The 24,300-nt window shown below is 72.2% G+C and carries 22 protein-coding genes; 10 read left to right on the top strand and 12 right to left on the bottom strand.

All coding sequences use genetic code 11. From position 1 onward, the window contains the following. Positions 1 to 617 precede the first annotated feature (617 nt). Entirely contained in the window at positions 618 to 1,835 is a 1,218-nt protein-coding gene (locus ACFHWE_RS10485) for an NADP-dependent isocitrate dehydrogenase (protein WP_416600621.1), read from the bottom strand. A 180-nt stretch (positions 1,836 to 2,015) separates the two neighbouring features. Next, complete coding sequence (locus ACFHWE_RS10480; RefSeq protein ID WP_416600619.1) at positions 2,016 to 2,390, bottom strand: DUF3017 domain-containing protein; 375 nt, start codon at positions 2,388 to 2,390, stop codon at positions 2,016 to 2,018. A 486-nt stretch (positions 2,391 to 2,876) separates the two neighbouring features. On the opposite strand from ACFHWE_RS10480, the gene ACFHWE_RS10475 reads away from it, so the two are divergent. Further along, positions 2,877 to 3,482, top strand: coding sequence for an FHA domain-containing protein (locus ACFHWE_RS10475; RefSeq protein WP_416600617.1), 606 nt, complete (start codon positions 2,877 to 2,879; stop codon positions 3,480 to 3,482). Positions 3,483 to 3,559: 77 nt separating this feature from the next. After that, positions 3,560 to 3,727 (top strand): DUF397 domain-containing protein, encoded by a 168-nt coding sequence (locus tag ACFHWE_RS10470; RefSeq protein WP_416600615.1) that lies wholly within the window; start codon positions 3,560 to 3,562, stop codon positions 3,725 to 3,727. Positions 3,728 to 3,915: 188 nt separating this feature from the next. Here ACFHWE_RS10470 and ACFHWE_RS10465 read toward each other — a convergent pair whose 3' ends face one another. The 3 genes from ACFHWE_RS10465 to purN are packed head-to-tail and all read right to left on the bottom strand — an operon-like array spanning position 3,916 to position 6,984. Continuing rightward, entirely contained in the window at positions 3,916 to 4,767 is an 852-nt protein-coding gene (locus tag ACFHWE_RS10465) for a bifunctional methylenetetrahydrofolate dehydrogenase/methenyltetrahydrofolate cyclohydrolase (protein WP_416600613.1), read from the bottom strand. Between the two features lie 19 nt (positions 4,768 to 4,786). Continuing rightward, a complete protein-coding gene (gene purH / locus ACFHWE_RS10460) occupies positions 4,787 to 6,352 on the bottom strand; it encodes a bifunctional phosphoribosylaminoimidazolecarboxamide formyltransferase/IMP cyclohydrolase (protein WP_416600611.1) in 1,566 nt (521 codons plus the stop codon). Then, entirely contained in the window at positions 6,349 to 6,984 is a 636-nt protein-coding gene (purN, locus tag ACFHWE_RS10455) for a phosphoribosylglycinamide formyltransferase (RefSeq protein ID WP_416600636.1), read from the bottom strand. Before purN ends, purH begins: the two co-directional genes overlap by 4 nt. A gap of 405 nt (positions 6,985 to 7,389) precedes the next feature. Between purN and ACFHWE_RS10450 the strand changes: the two genes are divergently transcribed. The 8 genes from ACFHWE_RS10450 to ACFHWE_RS10415 all read left to right on the top strand — a co-directional run bounded on the left by ACFHWE_RS10450 (position 7,390) and on the right by ACFHWE_RS10415 (position 16,582). Then, positions 7,390 to 7,782: a DUF4190 domain-containing protein gene (locus ACFHWE_RS10450; protein WP_416600609.1), complete on the top strand. Its 393-nt coding sequence runs from the start codon at positions 7,390 to 7,392 to the stop codon at positions 7,780 to 7,782. A 170-nt stretch (positions 7,783 to 7,952) separates the two neighbouring features. Then, a complete protein-coding gene (locus tag ACFHWE_RS10445; protein WP_416600607.1) occupies positions 7,953 to 9,557 on the top strand; it encodes a Wzz/FepE/Etk N-terminal domain-containing protein in 1,605 nt (534 codons plus the stop codon). After that, positions 9,557 to 10,951 (top strand): O-antigen ligase family protein, encoded by a 1,395-nt coding sequence (locus ACFHWE_RS10440; protein WP_416600605.1) that lies wholly within the window; start codon positions 9,557 to 9,559, stop codon positions 10,949 to 10,951. Before ACFHWE_RS10445 ends, ACFHWE_RS10440 begins: the two co-directional genes overlap by 1 nt. Further along, positions 10,948 to 12,171 (top strand): aminoglycoside phosphotransferase, encoded by a 1,224-nt coding sequence (locus tag ACFHWE_RS10435; RefSeq protein WP_416600603.1) that lies wholly within the window; start codon positions 10,948 to 10,950, stop codon positions 12,169 to 12,171. Before ACFHWE_RS10440 ends, ACFHWE_RS10435 begins: the two co-directional genes overlap by 4 nt. A 47-nt stretch (positions 12,172 to 12,218) precedes the next feature. Continuing rightward, the gene (locus ACFHWE_RS10430; protein ID WP_416600601.1) at positions 12,219 to 13,097 is read left to right on the top strand and encodes a sulfotransferase family protein; all 879 of its coding nucleotides are present in this window, start codon (positions 12,219 to 12,221) and stop codon (positions 13,095 to 13,097) included. Continuing rightward, complete coding sequence (locus ACFHWE_RS10425) at positions 13,067 to 14,602, top strand: lipopolysaccharide biosynthesis protein (RefSeq protein WP_416600598.1); 1,536 nt, start codon at positions 13,067 to 13,069, stop codon at positions 14,600 to 14,602. The genes ACFHWE_RS10430 and ACFHWE_RS10425 overlap by 31 nt, the downstream gene beginning before the upstream one ends. 25 nt (positions 14,603 to 14,627) lie before the next feature. After that, positions 14,628 to 15,086: a UDP-N-acetylglucosamine--LPS N-acetylglucosamine transferase gene (locus tag ACFHWE_RS10420; protein ID WP_416600597.1), complete on the top strand. Its 459-nt coding sequence runs from the start codon at positions 14,628 to 14,630 to the stop codon at positions 15,084 to 15,086. After that, positions 15,083 to 16,582: a glycosyltransferase gene (locus tag ACFHWE_RS10415; protein WP_416600595.1), complete on the top strand. Its 1,500-nt coding sequence runs from the start codon at positions 15,083 to 15,085 to the stop codon at positions 16,580 to 16,582. Before ACFHWE_RS10420 ends, ACFHWE_RS10415 begins: the two co-directional genes overlap by 4 nt. 15 nt (positions 16,583 to 16,597) lie before the next feature. Here the strand turns inward: ACFHWE_RS10415 and ACFHWE_RS10410 are convergent, their stop codons facing one another. The 7 genes from ACFHWE_RS10410 to pth all read right to left on the bottom strand — a co-directional run bounded on the left by ACFHWE_RS10410 (position 16,598) and on the right by pth (position 24,298). Further along, complete coding sequence (locus tag ACFHWE_RS10410; RefSeq protein WP_416600593.1) at positions 16,598 to 17,704, bottom strand: glycoside hydrolase family 26 protein; 1,107 nt, start codon at positions 17,702 to 17,704, stop codon at positions 16,598 to 16,600. A 94-nt stretch (positions 17,705 to 17,798) separates the two neighbouring features. Then, the gene (locus ACFHWE_RS10405; RefSeq protein ID WP_416600634.1) at positions 17,799 to 18,701 is read right to left on the bottom strand and encodes a sulfotransferase family protein; all 903 of its coding nucleotides are present in this window, start codon (positions 18,699 to 18,701) and stop codon (positions 17,799 to 17,801) included. Positions 18,702 to 18,768: 67 nt separating this feature from the next. Then, a complete protein-coding gene (gene cysN, locus ACFHWE_RS10400; protein ID WP_416600592.1) occupies positions 18,769 to 20,037 on the bottom strand; it encodes a sulfate adenylyltransferase subunit CysN in 1,269 nt (422 codons plus the stop codon). Between the two features lie 154 nt (positions 20,038 to 20,191). Beyond that, positions 20,192 to 21,124 carry a sulfate adenylyltransferase subunit CysD gene (gene cysD, locus ACFHWE_RS10395; RefSeq protein WP_416600590.1) on the bottom strand — a complete coding sequence of 311 codons (933 nt, stop codon included), beginning with the start codon at positions 21,122 to 21,124 and terminating at the stop codon, positions 20,192 to 20,194. Between the two features lie 51 nt (positions 21,125 to 21,175). Further along, positions 21,176 to 21,967: a 3'(2'),5'-bisphosphate nucleotidase CysQ gene (locus tag ACFHWE_RS10390; RefSeq protein ID WP_028647354.1), complete on the bottom strand. Its 792-nt coding sequence runs from the start codon at positions 21,965 to 21,967 to the stop codon at positions 21,176 to 21,178. A 1-nt stretch (position 21,968) separates the two neighbouring features. Further along, positions 21,969 to 23,471 (bottom strand): sugar transferase, encoded by a 1,503-nt coding sequence (locus ACFHWE_RS10385; RefSeq protein ID WP_416600588.1) that lies wholly within the window; start codon positions 23,469 to 23,471, stop codon positions 21,969 to 21,971. 203 nt (positions 23,472 to 23,674) lie between these two features. Then, entirely contained in the window at positions 23,675 to 24,298 is a 624-nt protein-coding gene (pth, locus tag ACFHWE_RS10380) for an aminoacyl-tRNA hydrolase (protein ID WP_416600586.1), read from the bottom strand. Between the last annotated feature and the right edge of the window lie 2 nt (positions 24,299 to 24,300).

The following is a 24,300-nucleotide window of genomic DNA, read 5'->3' as shown; positions in this document are numbered from 1 at the left end:
CGACGGGCAGGGAAGGCCGCGGCCGGAGGCCGTCCGTTGAGGGTGGTGGTGGGCGACGGGCAGGGAAGGCCGCGGCCGGAGGCCGTCCGTTGAGGGTGGTGGTGGGCGACGGGCGGGCGGCGAAGAGGCCGGTTCTCCACGCCGCGAGCGACGTTCCGAGCCCGCGAGGAACCATGAAAACGAAGGGCCCGCCGCACGAGGCGGCGGGCCCTTCTTCGTGACGTTCCGTACTGTGCGCGCCTACCCCCCAGCGGGCGCACGGACGGCACGTCGGCTTCTGGGGCCGGAGGGGCTCACACCCGCTCTGGCCTGCCGGTTCCCACCGGCGTGTCTCCACAATAGGTCAAACTTCGCGAAAGGTGCGAATCACAGCTACGTGTCCTACGTCGCATCAGGGATCCGACCTGCGTGTCCGACACCCCCATACTCGCACCAGTGCCCCCCGCATGTGCGCCGAACACGGAAAACACGCTGGGGAAAATGATCTCGAACGCCGCTCGAACCACCACGAAAGCCGTGTTCAGCACATCGGGTCCGAGTTCTCCGCCCGGGAGACGACAACGTCCGGACACCCGCGAAGGGCACCCGGACGTGATCGGACTCACATACGATCAGACTTAAGCGAGGCGCTTGGACAGGTTCTCGTCCAGGGCCTCAAGGAACTGCTCAGTGGTCAGCCACTCCTGGTCGCCGCCGACCAGCAGCGCGAGGTCCTTGGTCATCTGACCGCCCTCGACGGTCTTGACGACGACGTCCTCCAGCGTGGTGGCGAACTCGGCCAGCTTCGGCGTGTTGTCCAGCTTGGCGCGGTGCTCCAGGCCACGGGTCCACGCGAAGATCGACGCGATCGGGTTCGTGGAGGTGGGCTTGCCCTGCTGGTGCTGGCGGTAGTGGCGGGTCACCGTGCCGTGCGCGGCCTCGGCCTCGACCGTGCGGCCGTCGGCGGTACGCAGGACCGAGGTCATCAGCCCCAGCGAGCCGAAGCCCTGGGCGACGGTGTCGGACTGCACGTCACCGTCGTAGTTCTTGCAGGCCCAGACGTAGCCGCCCTCCCACTTGAGCGCGGCGGCGACCATGTCGTCGATCAGGCGGTGCTCGTAGGCCAGGCCGGCTGCCTCGAACCTCTCCTTGAACTCGGTGTCGTAGATCTCCTGGAACGTGTCCTTGAACATGCCGTCGTAGGCCTTGAGGATCGTGTTCTTGGTGGAAAGGTACACCGGGTAGTTGCGGTCCAGGCCGTAGTTCAGGCTGGCGCGCGCGAAGTCCTCGATGGACCGGCGGAAGTTGTACATCCCCATGGCGACGCCGCCGCCCTCGGGGAAGTTGGCGACCTCGAACTCGACCGGCTCGCCGCCGTCGGTCGGGGTGTAGGTCATGGTCACCGTGCCGGGGCCGGGCACCTTGAAGTCGGTGGCCTTGTACTGGTCGCCGTGGGCGTGGCGGCCGATGATGATCGGCTTGGTCCAGCCCGGGACCAGACGCGGCACGTTCTCACAGATGATCGGCTCGCGGAAGACGACGCCGCCCAGGATGTTGCGGATGGTGCCGTTGGGCGACCTCCACATCTTCTTCAGGCCGAACTCCTCGACCCGGGCCTCGTCGGGGGTGATGGTCGCGCACTTGACGCCGACGCCGTGCTCCTTGATGGCGTTGGCGGAGTCCACCGTGACCTGGTCGTCGGTGCGGTCGCGCTCCTCGATGCCCAGGTCGTAGTACTTGAGGTCGATGTCGAGATAGGGAAGGATCAGGCGGTCCTTGATGAAGGACCAGATGATCCGGGTCATCTCGTCGCCGTCGAGTTCGACTACGGGGTTCTCGACCTTGATCTTGGCCATGGCTGTGTGGCTGTCCCTTCAGTCTGCGCTCCCGCCTCGCAGGGAGGAACCGACCACGGGTTCGTGGCCCTGGCCGGTCCCGCCCGCTCGGCGATCCCCTGATCCCGCCCGGTGTCCGTGCACTCCGGGAGGCGGTCGCTGTCGGTGTCGCGGTATCTCGACGTCAAGCTTATTCGACGCCTAGTCGGAGAGTTGCGGCGCCACCCACGCCAACACCATCAACATGACCGCCATCCCGACCAGCGTGGCGAGATCGACCCAGCGGCGGCGGACGGCGAGCAGCCCGATCCACTCCCCGGGCAGGACCGACCGGAAGAGCGCGGCCAGCGCGAGCGCCCCGGCGATGATCGTCGGCCCCCGTTTGAAGTGGGCGGCGGCCACCACCACGATCCCCGCGGCCAGGGCCGACAGCACCAGCGCGTAGGGGGTCTGGACCAGCCAGAAGGGAGGCTCCGATCCGCCGTGCGACCCGTCCGGGGGGCTGTCCTCCGAGCGTTCGCCGTGCTCGGGGCCGCCCCGCTCCTCGACCGGCTCCTCCTCGTCCCTGTCCGCCAACTCCGTCCGTCCCTTGTCCACCGCGTATCGACCCGTCCGGTTGAGAGATCAGTCTCGGCCGCAGCGCGGCCCGGTCAGCACCCGTCCGAGAACCGGCCGGACGCCCTCGGGTGCTCGGGAGGGGACGCCGGGCCTTCAAGCGTGGGTGAGACCCGCCCATTCTATTGAGCCGGCTTCCCCGATCCCGGCAGGAACAGAAACAGCCCTGCCATAAACCAACAACTCTGACGACCGTTACCACCGTCCTGTTCGCTGCCACACCCGTGATTCCCGTACCGGAGCCGCCTAACTCGGGGGTAGGGGCGTAGAACGCCCACGGCACGGGTAGCCAAAGACGAGACGAGTGCAAAGGTGAGCGAGGACCCCACCCCTATGAAGCCCACTCAGAGCGCAGACCCAGCAGTCTCCACTCGACAGCCGCCCCGCCCCCGCCGCCCCCCGCACATCCACCGGCCGCGCCACACCACCAGTCCGGGAGGAGCCACCGTGGACGGGCCCCACCTCCGGGTCGAAGAGACCGGTGACATCCACCAGATCACCGGTGAGGTGACCACCGTCGGGCGCGGCAAGGGCGCCGACATCCGCCTCGCCGACCGCAGCGTCTCCCTGCTGCACGCCGAGCTCGTCCGCCGCGGCCCCTACGTCTACATCGTCGACCTGGGCCTGTCCCGCAACGGCACACGCGTCAACGGCAGACCCGTCGCCCGCCGGGTGCTCGAAGAGGGCGACGTGGTGACCTTCGGCACCGCGCGCTGCCGCGTGGCCGGCCTGCACCGGGAGCAGATCAGCCCCGACATCGAACTCCGCCGCGGCGCGGCACCCGAGCTCACACGCCGCGAACTCGACGTGCTCTCCGCCCTGTGCCAGCCCGCGCTGTCGGAGGAGGCCTTCGTCGCACCCGCCACGGCCCGCGACATCGCCGAGGACCTCGTCGTCACGGAGGCCGCGGTCAAGCAGCATCTCCTGCGGCTGTACCAGAAGTTCCGCATCCCCGAGGGGCAGAACCGCCGGACCCGGCTGGCCAACGAAGTGGTCGCGCTCGGCCTGGTCCGGCCGACACCGGTAGGGGAGTCGGCGCGCAAGGCGAGTTGACGGTCCCGCCGCGTTTGCCCCTCCTCACCCACTCAGCCCGCGAGAGCAGGGATCCTCTCAGGAAGAGGAACGACTCGATGACGACGAAGCGTGACCCCCAGTGGGACAAGAACAGCCACAGCGCCTCGCAGGGGAGCTGTGTCAAGGTGGCCGAGGGCGAGACGGTCCTGGTACGCGACACTCAGAACCGGGCGCTCGGCCACATCGACTACACGTCCGATGGACCGTGTTCCTCCGTGATGTGAAGAACGGCCTTCTCTGACCCCTTCGGCTCCACGGTGCCCCCGGACCCCGACTTCGCTTGGGAACACCGTGGTGCTGCGAACCCCTGCTCTGCTGCTCTGCGGGCGGGGTCCGACGCTCGCACACGAACCAGGGCCTCTAGGACACCGGCGACCGCGGGCGGTGGTGCCGGGGCACCACCGCCCGCGGCTCACGCGGCCAGGCGCTCGGCCCGCTCCACGACGTTGACCAACAGCATGGCCCGGGTCATCGGGCCCACGCCGCCGGGGTTGGGGGACAGGAACCCGGCCGTCTCGGCGACGTCGGGCCGCACGTCGCCCACCAGGCCGTCCTCGGTGCGCGAGACGCCCACGTCCAGCACGGCCGCACCGGGCTTGACCATGTCCTTCGTGACGAGTCCGGGCACGCCGGCCCCGGCGACGATGACGTCGGCGCGGCGGGTGTGCTCGGCGAGGTCGCGCGTACCGGTGTGGCACAGGGTGACCGTCGCGTTCTCCGAACGGCGGGTCAGCAGCAGGCCCAGGGGACGGCCCACCGTCACGCCGCGGCCCACCACGACCACCTCGGCGCCCTTGAGCGGCACGTCGTAGCGGCGCAGCAGCTCCACGATGCCGCGCGGCGTGCACGGCAGCGGGGCGTCCTGCATGAGCACCAGTTTGCCCAGGTTGGAGGGCTGGAGTCCGTCGGCGTCCTTGTCCGGGTCGATGAGGCCCAGCACCCGGTTCTCGTCCAGCCCCCTGGGCAGGGGCAACTGGACGATGTAGCCGGTGCACTCGGGGTTCTCGTTCAGCTCGCGGACCGCCCGCTCCACGTCCTCCTGGGTGGCGTCGGCGGGCAGGTCGCGGCGGATACTGGCGATCCCCACCTGCGCGCAGTCGCGGTGCTTGCCCCGGACGTAGGAGTGGCTGCCCGGGTCGTCGCCGACCAGGACCGTACCCAGGCCGGGGACGACCCCCTTGGCCTTGAGCTTGGCCACCCGCTCGGCCAGGTCGCCGCGGATGGCCTTCGCGACGGCCTTGCCGTCGAGAATCGTCGCGCTCATGTGATCGGGCTCCTCGCGATCAGTGGAAGAAGTGACGGGTGCGGGTGAGGTACATGGTGACACCGGCGGCCTCGGCCGCGGCGACGACGGCCTCGTCCCGGATGGAGCCGCCCGGCTGGACCACGGCGCTCACCCCCGCCTCGGTGAGGATCTCCAGGCCGTCGGGGAAGGGGAAGAAGGCGTCGCTGGCGGCGACCGACCCCCGCACCCGGTCGCCGGCTCGGGTGACGGCGAGCCGGGCCGAGTCCACCCGGTTGACCTGGCCCATGCCCACGCCGACGGTGGCGCCGTCGGCGGCGAGCAGGATGGCGTTGGACTTGACCGAGCGCACCGCCCGCCAGGCGAAGGCGAGGTCGGCCAGGGTCCGCTCGTCGGCGGGCCGCCCGGTCGCCAGCTCCCAGTTCGCGGGGTCGTCGCCCTCGGCGTCGATGAGGTCGCGGGACTGGGCGAGCAGGCCGCCGCTGATCTGGCGCTGCTCGACGGCGGGAGCGGCCGGGTCCGCGACCGCCAGGAGGCGGATGTTCTTCTTCGCGGTGAGGACCGCCAGGGCGGCCTCGTCGAAGGCCGGGGCGACGACGACCTCGGTGAAGATCTCCTTGATCTGCCCGGCCAGCTCCTCGCCCACGGGCCGGTTGGTGGCGATGACGCCGCCGTAGGCCGACACGGGGTCGCAGGCGTGCGCCTTGCGGTGGGCCTCGGCGTTGTCGGAGCCCACGGCGATACCGCACGGGTTGGCGTGCTTGATGATCGCCACGCACGGGTCGTCGAAGTCGTGGGCCGCGCGCAGGGCGGCGTCGGCGTCGACGTAGTTGTTGTAGGACATCGCCTTGCCGTGCAGTTGCTGCGCCCCGGCCAGGCCGACGGGGGCGGCGCCCTCGACCGTGTACAGCGCCGCCTTCTGGTGCGGGTTCTCGCCGTAGCGCAGGACGTCCTTGCGGGCGTGGCCGCTGCCCAGGAAGGCGGGCCACCCGGACTCGGCGGCCTCGGTGTCGGGGGCGTAGGAGTCGGCGAACCAGGAGGCGACCGCGGCGTCGTAGACGGCGGTGTGCCGGAAGGCCAGTCCCGCCAGGTGCTTGCGCTGCTCCAGGGTGAACCCGCCGCCGCGCACCGCGTCGAGGACGGTGCCGTAGGCGTTCGGGTCGACGACCACGGCGACGCTGGCGTGGTTCTTGGCCGAGGCGCGGACCATGGCCGGTCCGCCGATGTCGATCTTCTCGACGCAGTCGGCGGCGGAGGCCCCGGAGGCGACGGTGTCCCGGAAGGGGTAGAGGTTGACCACCACCAGGTCGAAGGGGGCGATGCCCAGGCCCTCGATCGTGGCGACGTGGTCGGGGTTGGTCTGGTCGGCGAGGAGTCCGGCGTGCACGTGGGGGTGCAGGGTCTTGACCCGGCCCTCCATGATCTCCGGGAAGCCGGTGACGTCATCGACGGGGATGACGGGGACGCCGGCGTCCCGCAGCCGTGCGGCCGTCGAGCCGGTGGAGACGATCTCCACACCGGCCTGTGCCAGGCCCTTGCCCAGCTCCTCCAGACCGGTCTTGTCGTACACGCTGATCAACGCACGCCTGATGGCCTGCTGGGTCACCGGTTCTCCTTCGTGTCGCTCGCGTCCGTGACGCTGTGCTCGGTGCGGCCGAACCGCACGTGCCTGCCGTCGACCGTCCAGCCCTGCCGGGCGAGCCTGCCGACCGTGTCGACGAGCATCCGCCGTTCCACGGCCTTGATCCGCTCGTGGAGGCTGGACTCGTCGTCGCCGTCCTCGACGGGCACCGCGACCTGGTCGATGATCGGACCGGAGTCGACGCCCTCGTCGAGGAAGTGGATGGTGGTGCCGGTGATACGGACACCGTGGGCGAGCGCGTCACGCACGGCGTGCGCGCCCGGGAACGAGGGGAGCAGGGCGGGGTGGATGTTGACCGCGGTGTGGCGCTGGAGGACGGCGGGGCCGAGGATGCGCATGAACCCGGCGGAGACCACCAGGTCCGGCTCGTGGGCGCTGATCGCCTCGGCCACGGCCCGGTTCCACTCGGAGCGGTCGGCGTAGTCCCGGAAGGGGACGACGAACACGGGCACGCCGGCCGCCTCGGCCCGTTCGATGCCCCGTGTGCCCCGGCGGTCCGATCCCACGGCCACCACCTCGGCGCCGTAGGCGGGATCCTGGGCCGCTTCGACCAGGGCCGACATGTTGCTGCCCGTGCCCGATATGAGGACGACCACTCGCGCGGACAATGTGTGTCTCCCAGCGTGTAGAGAACCGTGCGGGAGCAGGGCTCCCGTGCCCGGGGCGCCGGGGACGGCGCGGCATCCGGGCGGGGTTTGGGCGGCACCCGTGAAGGGCTCTCGGTGGAGCGCGACCGCCGCGTCGCGGAGGGTGACCTCCGCGACCCGGGCGGGGCACGGTCCGTGTGCGGGGCCGACGGGTGCCGGACGGATCGACTCGGCCCGCCCGATCCCTCACCCTATCCGGCCAGGTAGCGTCAGACCCACGGGGACCGGTCGTAGGCCGCCCGCGGTCCGGCCGACGCGGGCCCGCTCCGCCCCCGGACCCGCCGACACCGACGCATGCCCCGCGCCCCGGGTGCGGGGGCACGGCGCCCTCAGGGGCGTACCGAAGGAGTGAACGTGACCGACAAGGAGCCCAGAGCCGACGAGCAGCCGCCCAAGTTCGAGCGGGGCGGCCTGTGGGGCCTGTTCCTGGGAGCGGCCGCCCTGCTCTTTCTGCCCTACGGCGTGGTGCTGTCCGTGTTCGGGGTCGTGCAGGGCTTCCGGGCGCGCCGCGCCGCCCGGGAGAACAGCACCTACGCGCCCGTCGCGGTGGCGAGCGTGGTGGTCGGCGTGGCGGGCATCCTCATCACGGCCGCCGCGGGCGCCATGTTCGTGGTGTACGACGAGGAGATCACCGCCTACCGGGACTGCTCCGTGCGCGCGCACACCGTGAGCACCCAGAAGGCGTGCGACGAGGCATGGGAGTCCGGCACCGGCCTGCCCCCGGCGCTGCCCTCGCTCGTCGCCTGATCCCCGCCCTGCCCACGCGCGGGGGCGGCTGGAGGCCCCGGCCGCCCTCTCCTACTCCTCCTGGCCGAAACGGCCGTTTCCCTCACCGCACCGATCCGCAAAGGAACTACACTCAGTGCGCAACCATTGACCAAAAGTGCTGACACCACTGCTCGCGTGGAAAGGCTCAGATGGACACTGAGGCCGCCGTCCCGCCCGGACCGGAACTGAGGGAGTACACGGCCCTGCTGCGACGCCGCTGGCGCACGGTGGCCGCCGGGGTCCTCGGCGGAACACTCCTCGCCACGGCCGGCGTTCTGGCGCTGCCCCGCACCTACGAGTCCACCGCCGCCGTCCAGGTCCGCCCCACGGAGCTGCCCGAGCTCACCGGTGAACAGGCCGGACGGCTCACGGGGGACATCAACCTGGACACCGAGGCGCAGGTGCTCCTCTCCGACGAGGTCTCCGCCGCCGTCGCCGAACGGCTCGGCGGGGCCGGCGGAGCACCGCCCTCCACCTCCGAGCTGCGCGAGCGCGTGTCCCTGACGGTCCCCGCCAACAGCAACGTGCTGGAGGTCACCTACGCGGCCGGGAGCCCGGAGGCCGCCCGCCGCGGCGCCGACGCCTACGCCGAGGCCTACCTCGCGCAGCGCGAGGCCCACGTCCAGGAGCTCCTCTCCGACCGTCTGGAGGCCCTGCGCGGGGAGCAGGAACTGCGCTACGAGGAGCTGTCCGGTCTGAAGGGCGACTCCACCCGGGCGGGCGCCCTGCGCGCGGAGATCACCGACCTCGGCGGCGACATCAGCCCGCTCGGCACCCTCCGGGAGACGCTCCAACCCGGCCGGGTCATCACCCCGGCCGCCCTCCCCGAGGGCGCCGCCGCACCCCTGCCGGCCCTGTGGCTGCCCGCGGGTGCGGCGCTCGGACTGCTCGCCGGACTGCTCCTCGCCGCGGCCCGCGACCGCCTGGACCCGGTCCTGCGCGGCGCCGAGGACACCGGGCGGATCGGCGGCGTCCCGGTGCTGATGGACCTGTCCGCCACCGCCGGAGGCTCCCCCCTGCTGCCGGACGACGGCGGCAGGGACGGCCAGCACGTCAACGGGTCCGCGCACGCCGTGCGCGCCCGCCTGCGCGCCCGGGACGCCTCCGGGACCCGCAGGCGCGGCGGTGTCCTGCTCGTGGCCGCCACCGCACCCGGACGCGCCGGGACCGCCGCGGCGGCCGACCTAGCCGCGGCCCTGGTTCGCACCGGCTCCGACACCCTGCTCGTGTGCGCCGACCCCGATCCCGGAGCCGCCGCGCTGCTGGGGCTGTCCGAGGGCCCGGGGCTGGCCGAGGTCCTGACGGGCGGAACCGACCCCGCCGAACTGGAGACGCGGTCCGCCGCGGCCGCGCACCTGCGCGTCCTGCGCTACGGCCGCCCCGGCAGCGCCGCCGACGTACAGGGCACGGCGATGCCGGGGCTGGTCAGCCTGCTGCGGGAGCGGGCCGAGTACACGGTGATCGCCGTGCCCTCGGCCGCCGAGCGCGCCGACGTCCACGCTCTGGCCGCATCGGTGGACCTGCTCCTTCCGGTCGTCGAGGCGGGCCGCACCCGCCGGGCGGACCTGAGGTCGCTGCTGAACACGGCCGCGCGGTTCGGGGCGCCCGTGGCCGGGGTGGCCGTCCTGCCCCGCCAGCCCCGCTCCCAGACCCGGCCCACCCAGGTCAAGGGGTCCGACGGCGCCTCGGCCGGCGGGATCGCGGCCGGGGCCGCCCCGGCCGCCTCCGTCGGCTCCGCCAGGGCCGGGAACTGATGGCGGACGCTTCCGCGCCCTTGCGCGGCGCCCGTGCCGGTTCGGTGCTCCCCGGTGTGTCGGCGGTCGCTTCCGGGCGGCCGCTGGTCTGGCTGCTGGCCGGGTACCCGCTGTGGTGGGCACTGGGCCTGGGGCAGTTCGCGTACTGGCTGTTCGCCGTGCCGATGGCGGCTGAACTGCTGCGCCGCCACCGGCAGGTGGGCCTGCGCCTGCCGCCGGGGTTCTGGATGTGGGGGCTCTTCCTCGTCTGGACCGTGCTGGGGCTGGCCCTGGTCCCGCTGGAGGCCCCGGGGACCGTCCCCGACAGCGGCGGCTACGCCGGGGCGGTGCTGCGCGTCGTGAACTACCTGGTGCTGACCGTCCTCATGCTCTACGTCGGGAACCTTTCGGAGCGCGAACTGCCCACGCGCACGGTCGTGTGGTGCCTGTCCGTCCTGTGCCTGGCCACCATCGCGGGCGGCTACCTGGGCGTGTTCGCCCCGAGGCTGGAGTTCACGGCACCGCTGGAGCACCTCCTGCCGGGCGCGCTGGCCTCGGACCCCTTCGTCCAGGCCCTGGTACACCCGGCCTCGGCGCAGGTCATGGACGTCTTCGGCTACGAGAGCGCCCGGCCCAAGGCACCGTGGGAGTACACCAACACCTGGGGGTACATGGTCTCCCTCCTGCTGGTGTGGCTGGTGGTGGGCTGGGTCCTCCAGGGGGGCCGGGCGGCGCGTTGGGGGGCGCTGGCGGCGGGCGCGCTGGCGGTGCTGCCCGTCGTCCACTCCCTCAACCGCGCCGTGTGGGCGGGGCTGGCGCTGTCGCTGGTCTACGCGCTCGTCCAGGCACTGCGCCGGGGGCGCGCGGCCCTGATGGCGGCGTGCGCGGCGGCCGTCGTGGTGGGAGCGCTGGCGCTGGCGGTGTCGCCCCTGGGGGAGACGGTGCGCGCACGCGCCGAGAACCCGCACAGCGACGACGGCCGCGCCGCGACCAACTACGCGGCCGTCGACGCCGCCGCCCACTCCCCCGTCCTGGGCTGGGGCACCACGCGGCAGGCGCTGGGCAGTTCGGACTCGATCGCGATCGGCCCCACCGCCGAGTGCCCGGGATGCGGACAGCACGTCATCGGCAACGCGGGCCAACTGTGGATGACCGTGGTCGCCCACGGCTGGGCGGGCACCCTCCTGTTCCTGGCCTTTCCCGCCTGGACGGTGTGGCGCCACCGGGCGCAGGCCTCGCCGGTGGGCCAGGGCGCGCTCCTGACCGTGCTGCTGCTGTTCTGGTACATGTTCTTCTACGTGGCGCTGATGTCCCCGATGGCGGTCACCATGATCGCCCTCGCCCTGCTCTGGCGCCTCGAACGGCCGGCTCCGGCCCTTCGGGGAGGGGTGTGCCTGCCTGGGGGTCCCCGGTGAACCGTGAGACGACCTACCTGACCGATCTCGCCGCGGTGCTGTGGCCGTGCGGCGGCCTGCTCGGGCCCGGGGACGGGGAGGTGGGACGGCGCGCCCGCCGGGACCGGGGGCAGCAGTACCTGCCCGTGCCCAGCGCGCGCGATCCGCGGGTCATCCTGCCCGCCTACGACCGCTCGGCCGCCACCCGGGGCATCGCGTCCTTCTCCCGGAGGCACTCGGCGGCGGGCCGACTGCGTGCGGCGCTCCTGGCCGCGGCGTTCACCACCGGCCTGGCCCCCCTGGTGCTGCGCGACCGGCTGTACGTGGGGGCGGGGCCCGGGATCGAGCACGCGCTCGCGTCGGCGCTCGACCGGGAACTGGCGGTCGCGATCCACCTCGGTCCCCCGCGCGCCAACCGCAAACCGGTGCTCCTGCTGCTCACCCCCGGGGGCCGCACCGTGGGCTACGCCAAGGTCGCCGTGAACGGCCTGACGTCGCGCCTGGTGCGTGACGAGACCGGGGCGCTGCGCCGTCTGGCCGACGCACACCTCCCGGACGTGACGGTCCCGCGCCTGCTCCACGAGGGCGAGTGGAACGGCTACCCCCTGCTGGTGCAGGAGGCGCTGCCGGTGGGCTACCAGACCGACCGCCCCACCCGCCACCAACTGCTGCGCTGTGTCACCCAGATCGCCGACCTGGCGGGGAGCCGCACACTGCACTTGGCGGAGAGCCCCTACCGGTGCGCCCTGGCCGAGCGGGTCCTGCGCCTGGGGGCGCGTCCGGAGGCCGCGCCGCTGCGGGAGGCCCTGGCCGGGCTGCCGGACGTGCGCCTGCCGTTCGGGGCCTGGCACGGCGATCTGACCAGGTGGAACATCGCCAGTACCGCACGGCGGGCCTTCGTCTGGGACTGGGAGCGGCTGACCATGGACGCTCCCGTGGGCTTCGACGCGCTGCACTACGACCTCAACGAGTGCGTCCAGGCGGGGGTGCACCCGGGCGTGCACCGGTGGCTGGACAGCGGCCCCCGGCTGCTGCTCGACCCCCTGATGTCCGGAACGGGGCTGGGCGCGCACGCGGTGTCGACGGTGATGGCCCTGTACCTGATCGACCTGGCCACCCGGTACCTGCACGACCGCCAGGACGAGTGCGGGGCCTCCATGGCGGCCGTGGACGACTGGCTGCTGCCCGCTCTGGAGGTACTCCGGGAGAGGGCCTCGCACGAGGCCGCCCGCACCGGCTGACGGCCGCCGCCCCGTACACGACCCACCCGTCATGGAAGGACCCCGTGATGCCACAGGACACCCGCCCCGCCCTGCACCGCCTGGCCGCCCCGGTCCGGCGGGCCCTGCTGCCCCTGGCCGACGGGGTGGGGGCGGTGACCAGTTCCGCCCGCGCCCTGCCGGACCTGCTCATCTGCGGTGCCCAGCGCGCGGGGACCACGTCCCTGTTCAAGTGCCTGTCCCAACACCCGGCCGTCACGGGGCCGACCCTGCGCAAGGGGGTGCACTACTTCGACACGGACTACGCCCGGGGGCTCGCGTGGTACCGGGCGCACTTCCCGCTGCTGTCCTCCGTGCGGGAGCGGGAGGGGCGCCCCCGGGTGCGTGTGATGGAGTCCAGCCCCTACTACCTGTTCCACCCGCTGGCCGCGCGGCGGATCGCCCGCGACCTGCCCGGGGCCAGGGTCGTGGTGATCCTGCGCGACCCCGTGGAGCGCGCCTACTCGGCACACGCCCACGAGAGCGCCCGTGGGTTCGAGACCGAGCCCTTCGTCCGGGCGGTCGAGCTGGAGGAGCGGCGGCTGGAGGGTGAGGAGGCGCGGCTGTTGGAGGACCCGGGATACCGGTCCCACTCCCATCAGCACCACGCCTACCTGGCACGCGGCCGGTACGCCGACCAGCTCGCGCGCCTGGAGCGGTACCTGGGCCGGGAGCGGGTGCACGTCGTGGACCACGCGGAGCTGTTCGACGGCACGGCGCGGGAGCTGTCGGCGATCGAGCGCTTCCTCGGCCTGCCCCCCGGCCCGGGACTGGTCCCCGGCCGCCACAACGCGCGCGGGCGGTCGTCGATGCCCGCGTCGCTGCGCGCCGAGCTGACCGACCGCTTCGCCGAGAGCGACGCCGCGCTCGCCCGCTGGTGGGGGCGCACCCCCTCGTGGCGAGCGTGACCTCCTCCACCGACGATTCCGGGCTGGGCCGCGTCCTACGGGGCGGGGTCCTCAACATGGCGGGGGCCGCCGTCAGCGCGGTGCTGGGGCTGGCGCTGACCGTCACCGTCACCCGGGCCTTCTCCCAGGAGGCGGCGGGTCTGCTGTTCTCCGCGACCTCGGTGTTCCTGATCGCGGCGGTGGTGGCGGGGGCGGGCGCCCCGGACGGCCTGGTGTACTTCATCGCCCGGCTGCGCGTCCACGGCACGGCCGGGGGGACGGCCGCGCTCCTGCGGCTCGCGGCTGGGCCGGCCACCGCGGTGTCGGTGGCCGCGGGCGGGGCGCTGATGGTCTTCGCCGAACCGACGGCCCGCGCCCTGGCCGTGGCGGACGCCGCCGTCTACCTGCGGATCCTGGCCGTGTTCCTACCCTGCGCGGTCATGCTCGACACGGCTCTGGCGGCCACGCGCGCCCACCATGTCATGGCCGCGACGGTGCTGGTGGACAAGGTGGGACGACCGCTGGCCCAGTTGGGGCTGGTGGTGGCGGTAGGGCTGTCGGGGTCGGCGGGGCTGCTGACCCTCGCGTGGGCGGGACCGTACCTGCCCGCGGCCGTGCTGGCCTGGTTCTGGCTGGGCCGGATCCTCTCGCGGGGCGCCGCCCGGGGGCCGTCCCTCGGTGCTGGGGACACGGTGGAGGGGGTCGCGCCGCGGACGTTCTGGGGGTTCGCGTTGCCGCGCGCGGTGGCCGGGATCGCGCAGATGGGTGTGCAGCGCGGCGGTGTGGTGCTGGCGGCGTTCCTGGGCGGGCTCGCGGAGGCGGCGGTGTTCACGGCCTCGACCCGGATCATGGTCGGCGGGCAGTTCGCCACGCAGGCGGTGCTGTCGGCGGCCCAGCCCCGGTTCGCGGAGCTGTCGGCGGAGGAGGACCACGCGGGTGTGCGCACCCTGTACCAGGCGGGGACGTCGTGGCTGGTGTGCGTGACGTGGCCCCTGTACCTCACCGGTCTGGGGTGCGCGCCCCTGATCATGGCCCTGTTCGGCCCGGACTACGCCACGGGCGCCACGGCGCTGGCCGTGGTGTGCGCCGGCCAGCTCACCGCGTCCGCGCTGGGCATGGGCGACCTGGTGCTGGCGATGAGCGGGCGGACCGGGCTCAACCTGTTCAACAACGGCCTGTCCCTGGTGGTGAACCTCGTGGGGTGCGCGGCCCTGATCCCCGCGCTGGGCGCGACCGGGGCCGCGGTGGCGCTGGTGTCGGCCCAGGCGGTGCGCAAGCTGCTGCCGCTGTGGCAGTTGCGGCGCCAGGTGAGGCTGCACCCGTTCAACGGCCCGGTGATGATCGCCACGGGCAGTGCGCTCTGCTGGTTCGCCTCCCTCCCCCTGCTCGCACGGGCGGCCCTGGGTGAGGGGGTCGCCGTGCTGGCGGCGGCCGTGGCGGCCGGTGCGCTGGGCCACGCGCTGACGGTGTGGCGGCTGCGCGGCCACCTCTCTCCCCGTCCTCGCGCGCACATCCCCGCAATGTGACTGTGTGTTATGACATGATGACGGCATGTCCGATCGACCGATCCTCCTGGTGTCGTCCAACGGCGGCCATCTCACCCAGTTGCTGTCCCTGCGGCCCTGGTGGGCGGGGAGGGAACGCCTGTGGGTGACGTTCCGCGCCCCCGACGCGGCTGCCTCCCTGCGCGGTGAGGACGTGCGCTGGGCCCACCACCCCACCACCCGCCACGTGGGCAACCTCGTGCGCAACACGCTCCTGGCCGCGCGGGTCCTGCGCGAACGGCGCCCGGCGGCGGTCGTGTCGACCGGGGCCGGGGTCGCCCTGCCGTTCTTCGCCCTGGCCTGGCTGCTGCGAGTGCCGACCGTCTACATCGAGGTCTACGACCGCATCGACACCCCGACCCTCACCGCCCGGCTGTGCCGCCCGTTCACCCGCCTGTTCCTCGCCCAGTGGGAGGAGCAGCGATCGTTCATGCCCGGCGCCATCACGGTAGGACCGCTGCTTTGACCGAAGAGACCACCCGCACGACACCGCCCTCCCACGACCGGGACCACCCCGACGTGGTGGTCAGCGTCGGCACCGACCACCACACGTTCGACCGCCTGGTCCGGTGGGCCGACGACTACGCCCGCCGCAACCCCGATCTGCGCGTCCTGGTGCAGCACGGACACAGCGCGCCCCCCGAGCGGGCGCAGGGGACCCCGTTCCTGCCGCCGGGTGAACTCGGCGGACACATGCGCCGGGCGCGGGCGGTGGTCACCCACGGGGGGCCGGGGAGCATCGTGCAGGCGCGCGACAACGGACGCCTGCCCATCGTCGTGGCCCGCGACCCCGAACTGGGCGAGCACGTCGACGACCACCAGCTCCTGTTCGTGGAGCGCCTGGAGCGGTCCGGGCGCGTCCGGGCGTGCTCCACCCCCCAGCAGTTGGAGGCGCTGATCGACAAGGCGCTCGCCTCCCCGGAGGACTTCCTGGTCCGCCCCGGGGACGGGCCTGGCCCCGACCGCGCCGCGCGGCGGGCCGGGAAGCTCATCGACCTGCTCACCGACGCCCCTGCGGCCCCCGCACCGGCGCCCGCCGCCTCCGCCGAGGGCCCCTGGCCCGACGTGACCGTGGTGGTCCCGACCCGGGACCGGCCCGAACTGCTGCGGCGCACCCTGCGCTCGATCGACGGGCAGGACTACCCGGGCCGTATCACCACGATCGTGGTCTTCGACAACGACCAGCCGGACCCCTCGCTCGCCCGCAGCGGCGGCGACCGCCCGGTGCGCGTGGTGACCAACACCCTCACCCCGGGCCTGGCCGGGGCACGCAACACCGGGGTCCTGGCCGCGGACACCGACCTGGTGGCCTTCTGCGACGACGACGACACGTGGCTGCCGGACAAGCTGCGGGCCCAGGTCCGCGTCATGGTCGCCGAACCGGACACCGAGATGGTGTGCTGCGGTATCCGGGTGGTCTACGACAGGACCGAGTCCGAGCGGGTACTGGACCGCACCAGCGTCACCTTCGGCGACCTGCTGGGGTCGCGGCTGACCGAACTGCACCCGTCGACGTTCCTGATCAGGCGGCGGGCCATGGTCGACGGATGCGGCACCGTGAGCGAGGAGATCCCGGGCAGCTACGCGGAGGACTACGAACTGCTGTTGCGGATGGCGCGCCGAGGGCCGATCAGGAACGTGCCCGAACCGGGGGTGCGCGTCCTGTGGCACCGCAGGTCGCACTTCGCGGGCCGCTGGAAGACCATCTCCAGCGCCCTGCGCTGGCTCCTGGCCCGTTACCCCGAGTTCTCCCTCGTCCGCCGGGGCTACGCGCGGGTGGCGGGCCAGATCGCCTTCGCCGAGGCGGCGGCGGGACGGCGCGGCACCGCCCTGCGCTGGGTGCGCACCACCCTGCGGCACAGGGCCGTCGAGGGGCGCGCCTATCTGGCGCTGCTCGTCGTGCTCGGGCTGCCCTCCGGGTGGGTGCTGCGCGCGCTGCACCTACGGGGCAAGGGCCTCTGACCGGCCCGGCCCCGGTCAGTCGCCGGTGAGTTCCGACAGGCGGTGGACCCGGCCGGGCATGTGGACGTAGGGGTCCAGCCCGGCCACCCGGTAGCCCAGCCGGGCGAACTCGTTGGCCCCGATCCGGAAGTCGCACTCGTGCGTGGTCCGGTTGTCCCAGAGCTTGACGGCGCGGATCCGCTCGTAGCGCTTGAGGACGCCGGGGATGTCGGCGTACCAGAGCAGGGTCTGGGCGGGGCCGATGTCGGTGGTGCCCATCTCACCGATCATCACCGGCTTGTCCGGGTCGATGCCGTGCTCGGGGCCCTCGCTCTGGATCCACTCGTAGGCGGGCGCGATGGCCTCCTCGAAGGAGACCACGTGCGTCCAGTCCGGGTGGCTCTCACAGCCGGTCATGTTGTAGCCCTCCCAACTGATCCAGTCGACGTAGCCGTTGCCGGGCCACAGCCCGGGGAGCCGGTCCAGGTTGCCCGGCCACCCGGTCACGTTCCACACCCAGACGGCGTTGTCGGCGCCCTCCTCGCGGTACAGGTCGACCACGTGCCGCCAGGCGGCCACGAACTCCTCCGGGGTGCCGCGCACCTTGTAGCGCCTGCCCGCGTCGGCCTCGTGGTCGAAGGTGACGAAGTAGGGGACCTCCAGTTCGGCGATCCCCCGGGCCTGTGAGCGCAGCGAGGCGTCGTACTCGCCGTCGATGATGTCCTCGTAGTCGACGGCGGGGTGGCCGCGTTCGTTGAAGCGGCGCGCCTCGATGTTGGTGTGCACGATGCGCCCCTGGGCGACCAGCCGCTTCTCCCGCTTGCCGGGTATGTGCCCCTGGTCGACCCCGCGCCAGGTGTAGACGAGGTCCATTTCCCGGTCGACGAGTTCCTCCAGCGGCTCCACGTCGTCCTCGTAGGGGCTGGCGCCCCACCACACGCCGCACGAGGGTTCGAGGATCTCCGAGACCGTGCACCCGTACCACTGCGGCAGGGCGAGCCCGAGCAGCGGCACCCACCGGTCCGAAGCGGGCAGGTGGTCCTCGCCGCGTCCGTCACCCGACGCGGACACCCCTCCCGCCAGGACCAGGGTGGCCAGTGCCGCCCCCGTCGCCGCCAGTCCGCGTCCCGGTCTCCTGAGCACGTCGCACTCCCCCACTTCGCATATGCCATCCTGGAGTAATGAAATAACTACCCATTGTCACAATGTGGACACATGCGGGATCGGGAGTCCGTGTTCAGTAGTCGTACCGCCCGCGCACGGGCGCGGTCAGCGCCGTGACCAGGCGCCTGCGCCACGGCGCCAGGGAGGTGCGCCACCCGTGGTCCGGGCGCACCCCCAGCGGGCCGCCGGCGAAGCGCATCGGGTTGCCCGACACCGCGTGCGTCGCCGCCGCGCCGAGGCCGCTCTCCAGGTCGGGAGGGGAGTCCCCGTGGCCGGCGAACGCGGCGATCCGGGCGAACTCGGCCGCCGGGTCGGCCACGAAGTCCTCGTAGCGCACCCGCAGCGTGGGCAGGCCGCGGCGCTCCAGCGCCTCGAAGGCGGTGTTCTGGACCATCCACTGCACCGCCGCCCGCCCGGTTCCGTAGCGCGCCATCTCCGGCTCGCTGCTGGCCGGGGAGGCGTCGGGGCGCGCGATGCGCTTGCTCCAGGAGTGGGCGACCGCCCTGGGGTCCCTGACCACGTGGAGCAGCCGCATCCGGGTGCCGTAGCGCCGGAACAGGCACGCGGCGAGCGAGGCGTGCTTGCTGGCGTCCACGATCACGTGCGCGCCGCCGACCCACGCCACCGCGGCGTACAGGCGGTGGTAGAACTCGGTGTAGCGCCCGCACCGCGAGGCCAGGGGGCCGGGGGCCGTGCCGCGCAGCAGCGCGGGCAGGTGGCGGGTCCGGTCGACCGCCGCCTTGAGCCGGAGCAGGTCCGGGGCGTCGAGGCGCTCCCAGCCGCCGAAGGCCTCCTTGCCGACCTCGGTCCAGAAACCGCAGTCGTGGAAGGGGGCGCCGCAGCCGCACCGCTCGTTCTCCACGAGGCCGCGCCGCCACAGGTGCACGGCCTCACCCACCGGGCAGAACCCGGGCAGTTCCCCCAGGAGCCGCTCGATCAGGGTCGACCCGGAACGCCCCATCCCTCCGACGAACACCAGACGATAGCCATCCACCCCCCCAGGATATGACCCTGGGAGACCGAACGGACACCAAGGGCGACCTCTAGTCGGCCTGGACGACCATCCCCGCGCCCACCGTGGTGTTGGTGGCCTCGTCGATGAGGATGAAGCCGCCCGTCTCGCGGTTCTTGGCGTACTCGTCCACGAACAGGGGCTGGGTGGAGCGCAGCCGGACCCGGCCGATCTCGTTCAGCTCCAGGTGGTCGGCCTGCTCGTCGCGGTGCAGCGTGTTGACGTCCAGGCGGTAGCGCAGGTCCTTGACCATCACCTTCGCCGTGCGGGTCGTGTGCTTGACGATGAGCTTGGCGCGCGGCGTGAGCTTGCGCGTGTCCGTCATCCAGCACACCATCGCCTCGATGTCCTGGGACGCCTTGGGCGCGTTGTTCGGACGGCAGATCATGTCGCCGCGGGAGATGTCGATCTCGTCCTCCAGCAGGAGGGTGACCGACATCGGGGAGTAGGCCTCCGCCACCTCGCCGTCGGCGGTCATGATCTTGGCCACACGGCTGCCGAGCCCGGAGGGCAGGTGGGTCACCTCGTCGCCCGGCTTGAGGACACCCCCGGCCAGACGGCCCGCGTAGCCGCGGTAGTCGTGCAGGTCGGGGTCGTCGGACTTGTGCGGGCGGATGACGTACTGCACGGGGAAGCGCGCGTCGACCAGGTTGCGGTCCGAGGCGATGTGCACGTTCTCCAGGTGGTGCAGCAGGGAGGGCCCCTCGTACCAGGGCATGTTCTCCGATCGGTCCACCACGTTGTCGCCGTGCAGGGCCGAGAGCGGCACGAACGTGAGGTCGTCCACGTCCAGCCTGCTCGCGAAGTTGGTGAACTCCGCCTTGATCTCCTCGAAGCGCTCCTGGGAGTAGTCCACCAGGTCCATCTTGTTGACCGCCAGCACCAGGTGCGGCACCTGGAGCAGCGCGGTGAGGAAGGCGTGGCGGCGGCTCTGCTCCTGGAGGCCCTTGCGGGCGTCCACGAGGATGATCGCCAGGTCCGACGTGGACGCCCCGGTGACCATGTTCCGGGTGTACTGGATGTGGCCCGGGGTGTCGGCGATGATGAAGGTGCGCTTGGGCGTGGCGAAGTACCGGTAGGCCACGTCGATCGTGATGCCCTGTTCGCGCTCCGCGCGCAGGCCGTCGGTGAGCAGGGCGAGGTTGGTCTGCTCCTCGCCGCGGTCGGCGCTGGTGCGCTCCACCGCGTCGAGCTGGTCCTCGAAGATCGACTTGGAGTCGTACAGCAGTCGGCCGATCAGGGTGCTCTTGCCGTCGTCGACGGAGCCCGCTGTGGCGAACCGCAGGATGTCGTTGTTCATACTTCCTGGTCCAGGATCGAAGGGGTGGAGCCGGTGGAGGGCGGGGCGCCCCGGCCCGGTCTTTGAACGCGGTGCCGCGCCGCCGGGCGTCCGTTGAGGGCGGTGGCGGGAGACGGGCGGGCCGAAGCGCGGCGGAGGCTCAAAGGAACACGGCCTAGAAGTAGCCCTCGCGCTTGCGGTCCTCCATCGCGGCCTCGCTGGCGCGGTCGTCAGCCCGGGTCTGTCCGCGCTCGGTGATCCGGGTCGCGGCGATCTCGGCGATGATGTCGTCCAGCTCCACCGCCGTGGACTTGACCGCTCCGGTGCAGGTCAGGTCACCAACGGTACGGTAGCGCACGGTCTCGGTGAAGACCGTCTCGGTCTCGTCGCGCTGGATGACGGGAGAGTCGGCCAGCAGGACGCCGTCGCGCTCGAAGACGCTGCGCTCGTGGGCGAAGTAGATGGAGGGCAGCTCCAGGCCCTCGCGCTTGATGTAGGCCCACACGTCCAACTCGGTCCAGTTGGAGATCGGGAACACGCGGATGTGCTCGCCGCGGTCGATGCGGGTGTTGAACACGCTCCACAGCTCGGGGCGCTGGTTCTTGGGGTCCCACTGCCCGAACTCGTCGCGGAAGGAGAAGATCCGCTCCTTGGCGCGGGCCTTCTCCTCGTCGCGGCGGGCGCCGCCGAAGGCCGCGTCGAAGCGGTTCTCCTCGATGGCCTCAAGCAGGGCGGCGGTCTGGAGGCGGTTGCGGCTGGCCCAGCGCCCGGTGGGCTCGGAGACCTTGCCCGCGTCGATCTGCTCCTGCACCGACGCGACGACGAGCCGGACCCCGGCCTCGACGACCCGGCGGTCGCGGAACTCGATCACCTCGTCGAAGTTGTGGCCGGTGTCCACGTGCATGACCGGGAAGGGGATGGCACCGGGCCAGAAGGCCTTCTCCGCGAGCCGGAGCATGACGATGGAGTCCTTGCCGCCGGAGAAGAGCAGCACCGGGCGCTCGAACTCTGCGGCGACCTCGCGCATGATGAAGATCGCCTCGGCCTCAAGGACGTCGAGTTGGGAGAGTTGGTAGCGCCCGGGCGCCTGCTGACTGGACTGACCCATGAATCCGCCTTCGTGATACCGACACGGCCGACGGCGGAGGTACGCTGTGGTTCAGCCCCCCGCGTACGGCCCCGCGCTGTCCAGGTCCGCACCGTCGCGGATGCTTGCCAACAACATACCCGACAATTCCGATCGACATACAAGGACATCGGGCAGTAGCGGGTCGGACACGTTGTAGCGCAGCGGTGACCCGTCGATCCGGGATGTGTGCAGGCCTGCGGCGCGCGCGACCGCCACCGGCGCCGCGCTGTCCCACTCGTACTGGCCGCCCGCGTGCACGTAGATGTCGGCTATGCCGAGCATCACCGCGCAGATCTTGGCCCCGGCCGACCCCATGGGGACCACCTCGGCACCGAGCTGGTTGGCGATGCGCTGGACGAACGCGGGCGGACGCGACCGGCTGGCCGTGATCCGCAGCCGCTGACCCTCGGGGCGCTCCTGCGGCAGCCACGGCGGATCCACCGTGGAGACCGTGCTGCCCTGCGCGGGCAGGGCGACCGCGCCCGCCACCAGGTCGCCGTTCTCCCACAGCGCCACGTGCACGGCCCAGTCCGTACGGCCCGCCTCGGCGAACTCCCGGGTCCCGTCCAGGGGGTCGATGATCCACACGCGCCGCGCGCTGAGCCGCGACGGGTCGTCGGCGCCCTCCTCGGAGAGCACCGCGTCGCTGGGCCGCAGACGCCCCAGCGCGGAGAAGAGGAACTCGTGGGAGGTCCTGTCGCCCAGGGTGCGCAGGACCTCGGGCTCGGAGAACCCGTGCCGGGCCCGCAGCCTCAGCAGGAGCTGTCCAGCCTCGGTCGCCAGGTCCCGTGCCACCTCATGATCGTTTCGGATGTTGTTCACCTCAGTAGGCCCCCGCACCACGGATCACCGCTGACCACGTCTTCCACAGGATCTGGATATCCAACGTCAGCGACCAGTTTTCCACGTACCTCAGGTCCAGGCGGACCGATTCCTCCCAGGAGAGGTCGGATCGACCGCTGACCTGCCACAGACCCGTCATGCCTGGTTTGACCACCAGCCGACGGCGCACATCGTGTCCGTACTGGGCGACCTCCTCGGGCAGCGGCGGCCTGGGACCGACGAGCGACATCTCCCCCCGGACCACGTTGACGAGCTGGGGCAGCTCGTCGAGCGAGTACCGGCGCAGCCACGCCCCCACGGGGGTGACCCTGGGGTCGCGGCGCATCTTGAACAGCACACCGTCGTGCTCGTTCCGGGGCCGGAGCGTCTCCTTCAGCGTGTCCGCTCCGATCACCATGGTACGGAACTTGTACAGGGTGAACTCGGCGCCACCCCTGCCTACGCGCGTCTGCGTGAAGAACGCGGGGCCGCCCTCGGAGCGGATGAGCACGGTCAGCACCAGGAAGAGCGGGGAGAGCACTGCTAGGGCCAGGGCGGCGGCGCAGCGGTCGAAGAACCCCTTCATCACCCGGCGGCCCCCGGCGAGTTCGGGGTGCTCCACGTGTAGCAGGGGCAGTCCGGCGACCGGCCGGATGGAGGTGCGCGGACCGGCCACCTCCATGAGCGCGGAGGCCACGATGAGGTCCGTCCCGCTCTTCTCCAGCCGCCATGCGAGCCGACGCAGTTCCACACCGTCCATCTCGGGACAGGCCAGCACGGCCACGGTGTCGGCCCCGGCCAGCTCAGCGGCCTCGGCCGCCTCGGTGAACGACCCCAGGACGGGGCAGCCCTCCACCCGGTCCCACTCGGCGGCCTCCGTCTCGGGCAGGCACACCCCCACGACCCTCATACCGTGGTAGACCTCACCCCGGAACCGGTGGATGAGGTCGCGTGCCGCGCTCCGGTAGCCGACGACCACCACACCGCTCATGCACCGGCCAGAGCGGCGGCGACGGTGCAGCGCCTTGCGGCGCGCGTAGTGCAGGGCCAGGCTCACCGCGGCGATGAGCGGTGGGACGACGAGCGCGTAGCCCCGGGACAGGTCGAAGGCGACGGCGTAGGCGCCGATCGTGGCGGAGGCGGCCAGGAAGACCCCGGAGACGGCGATCCTCCGGTACTCCTCGGTCCCCACCCCCAGGAAGCGCCGTTCGTACCCGCCGGCCAGCCAGACGAAGACCACCCACACCACCGGCAGCAGGAGCGACAGGTGCAGGTAGGGGAGGGTATGCGGCGCACGGAGGGTGTCGCCGAACCGGGCGAGCGTCACGCCGAAGGCGACACCGGCCGCGGCGCACAGGTCCAGTGCCACGAGCCCCGCCAGGTAGGGCCGCGTCCACGGCCGCTCGCGCGCACGGGTGACGGGGCCGTCGGTGCCGACGTCCCCCGCAGCCCCCAGGCCCTGGACGGTCTCCGTTCCACCGGTCGCGACCAACACGCCCCCCATACCGCACACTGTTTCCGTCTAATCACTTGGAGTGAGCACACCCGGCACAGCGAAACCCGCGCCGAAGGGCGGAAGCGGGGTGTGCCATCGGACGCCGCCATGGACCAACGATCCGAACAGTAACCAAAAGTAGTCGATAAGTCGCGCGACGTTCCGGCTTGTCGGGGCAACCCGCTCTCGACCGCCGTAGCACGGCGGTCCCGTCAGACGGCGGTGTGGAAGATGTTCTGGGCCCGCTCCAGGCCGTCCTTGAGGACGGTGCGCACCGCGTCGGCGGCGCGCTCCACGTTGAGTCCGAGCTCGGAGCGCTCGCCGGAAGAGAAGTCCCTGAGCACGTAGGCGGCGGGGTCCATCCGGCCGGGCGGGCGGCCCACACCGAAGCGCACCCGGACGTAGCCGGGTCCGGACAGGGAGGCGGTGATCGACTTCAGGCCGTTGTGCCCGCCGGATCCGCCGCCGCGCTTGAGCTTGAGCGCGGAGAAGTCGATGTCCAACTCGTCGTGGACGACGACGACGCGCTCGACCGGCACCTTGTAGAACGCGGCCAGAGCCGCCACGGGTCCGCCGGAGACGTTCATGAAGGACCGCGGCTTGGCGAGGACCACCGGGACGCCCTCCAACCGGGTCTGGACGACCTCGGCCCTCGCCTTGTGGACCTTCCACCGCTCACCTGCGGCCGCGGCCAGCGCGTCCACCACCATGAACCCGGCGTTGTGCCGGTTGCCGGCGTACTTGGGGCCGGGGTTGCCCAGCCCGACGACCAGCCAGCGCTCGGTCTCGGCCATGTCCTCGTTCTTCCTGATCCCCAGCATGCCCCACAGATCCATGG

Source organism: Nocardiopsis sp. LOL_012 (genome assembly GCF_048060475.1).
GTDB lineage: Bacteria > Actinomycetota > Actinomycetes > Streptosporangiales > Streptosporangiaceae > Nocardiopsis.
Note: the sequence above shows the minus strand (reverse complement) of the source record. Positions and strands in the feature narration are given on the sequence as shown.

What these genes read in the sequence shown, in the direction of transcription:
- ACFHWE_RS10385 (WP_416600588.1), bottom strand. Translation starts at nt 23,471, where the DNA reads ATGGGGGGCGTGTTGGTCGCGACCGGTGGAACGGAGACCGTCCAGGGC.
- cysN (WP_416600592.1), bottom strand. Translation starts at nt 20,037, where the DNA reads ATGAACAACGACATCCTGCGGTTCGCCACAGCGGGCTCCGTCGACGAC.
- ACFHWE_RS10470 (WP_416600615.1), top strand. Translation starts at nt 3,560, where the DNA reads ATGACGACGAAGCGTGACCCCCAGTGGGACAAGAACAGCCACAGCGCC.
- ACFHWE_RS10420 (WP_416600597.1), top strand. Translation starts at nt 14,628, where the DNA reads ATGTCCGATCGACCGATCCTCCTGGTGTCGTCCAACGGCGGCCATCTC.
- ACFHWE_RS10485 (WP_416600621.1), bottom strand. Translation starts at nt 1,835, where the DNA reads ATGGCCAAGATCAAGGTCGAGAACCCCGTAGTCGAACTCGACGGCGAC.
- ACFHWE_RS10445 (WP_416600607.1), top strand. Translation starts at nt 7,953, where the DNA reads ATGGACACTGAGGCCGCCGTCCCGCCCGGACCGGAACTGAGGGAGTAC.
- pth (WP_416600586.1), bottom strand. Translation starts at nt 24,298, where the DNA reads ATGGATCTGTGGGGCATGCTGGGGATCAGGAAGAACGAGGACATGGCC.
- ACFHWE_RS10465 (WP_416600613.1), bottom strand. Translation starts at nt 4,767, where the DNA reads ATGAGCGCGACGATTCTCGACGGCAAGGCCGTCGCGAAGGCCATCCGC.
- ACFHWE_RS10440 (WP_416600605.1), top strand. Translation starts at nt 9,557, where the DNA reads ATGGCGGACGCTTCCGCGCCCTTGCGCGGCGCCCGTGCCGGTTCGGTG.
- ACFHWE_RS10430 (WP_416600601.1), top strand. Translation starts at nt 12,219, where the DNA reads ATGCCACAGGACACCCGCCCCGCCCTGCACCGCCTGGCCGCCCCGGTC.
- cysD (WP_416600590.1), bottom strand. Translation starts at nt 21,124, where the DNA reads ATGGGTCAGTCCAGTCAGCAGGCGCCCGGGCGCTACCAACTCTCCCAA.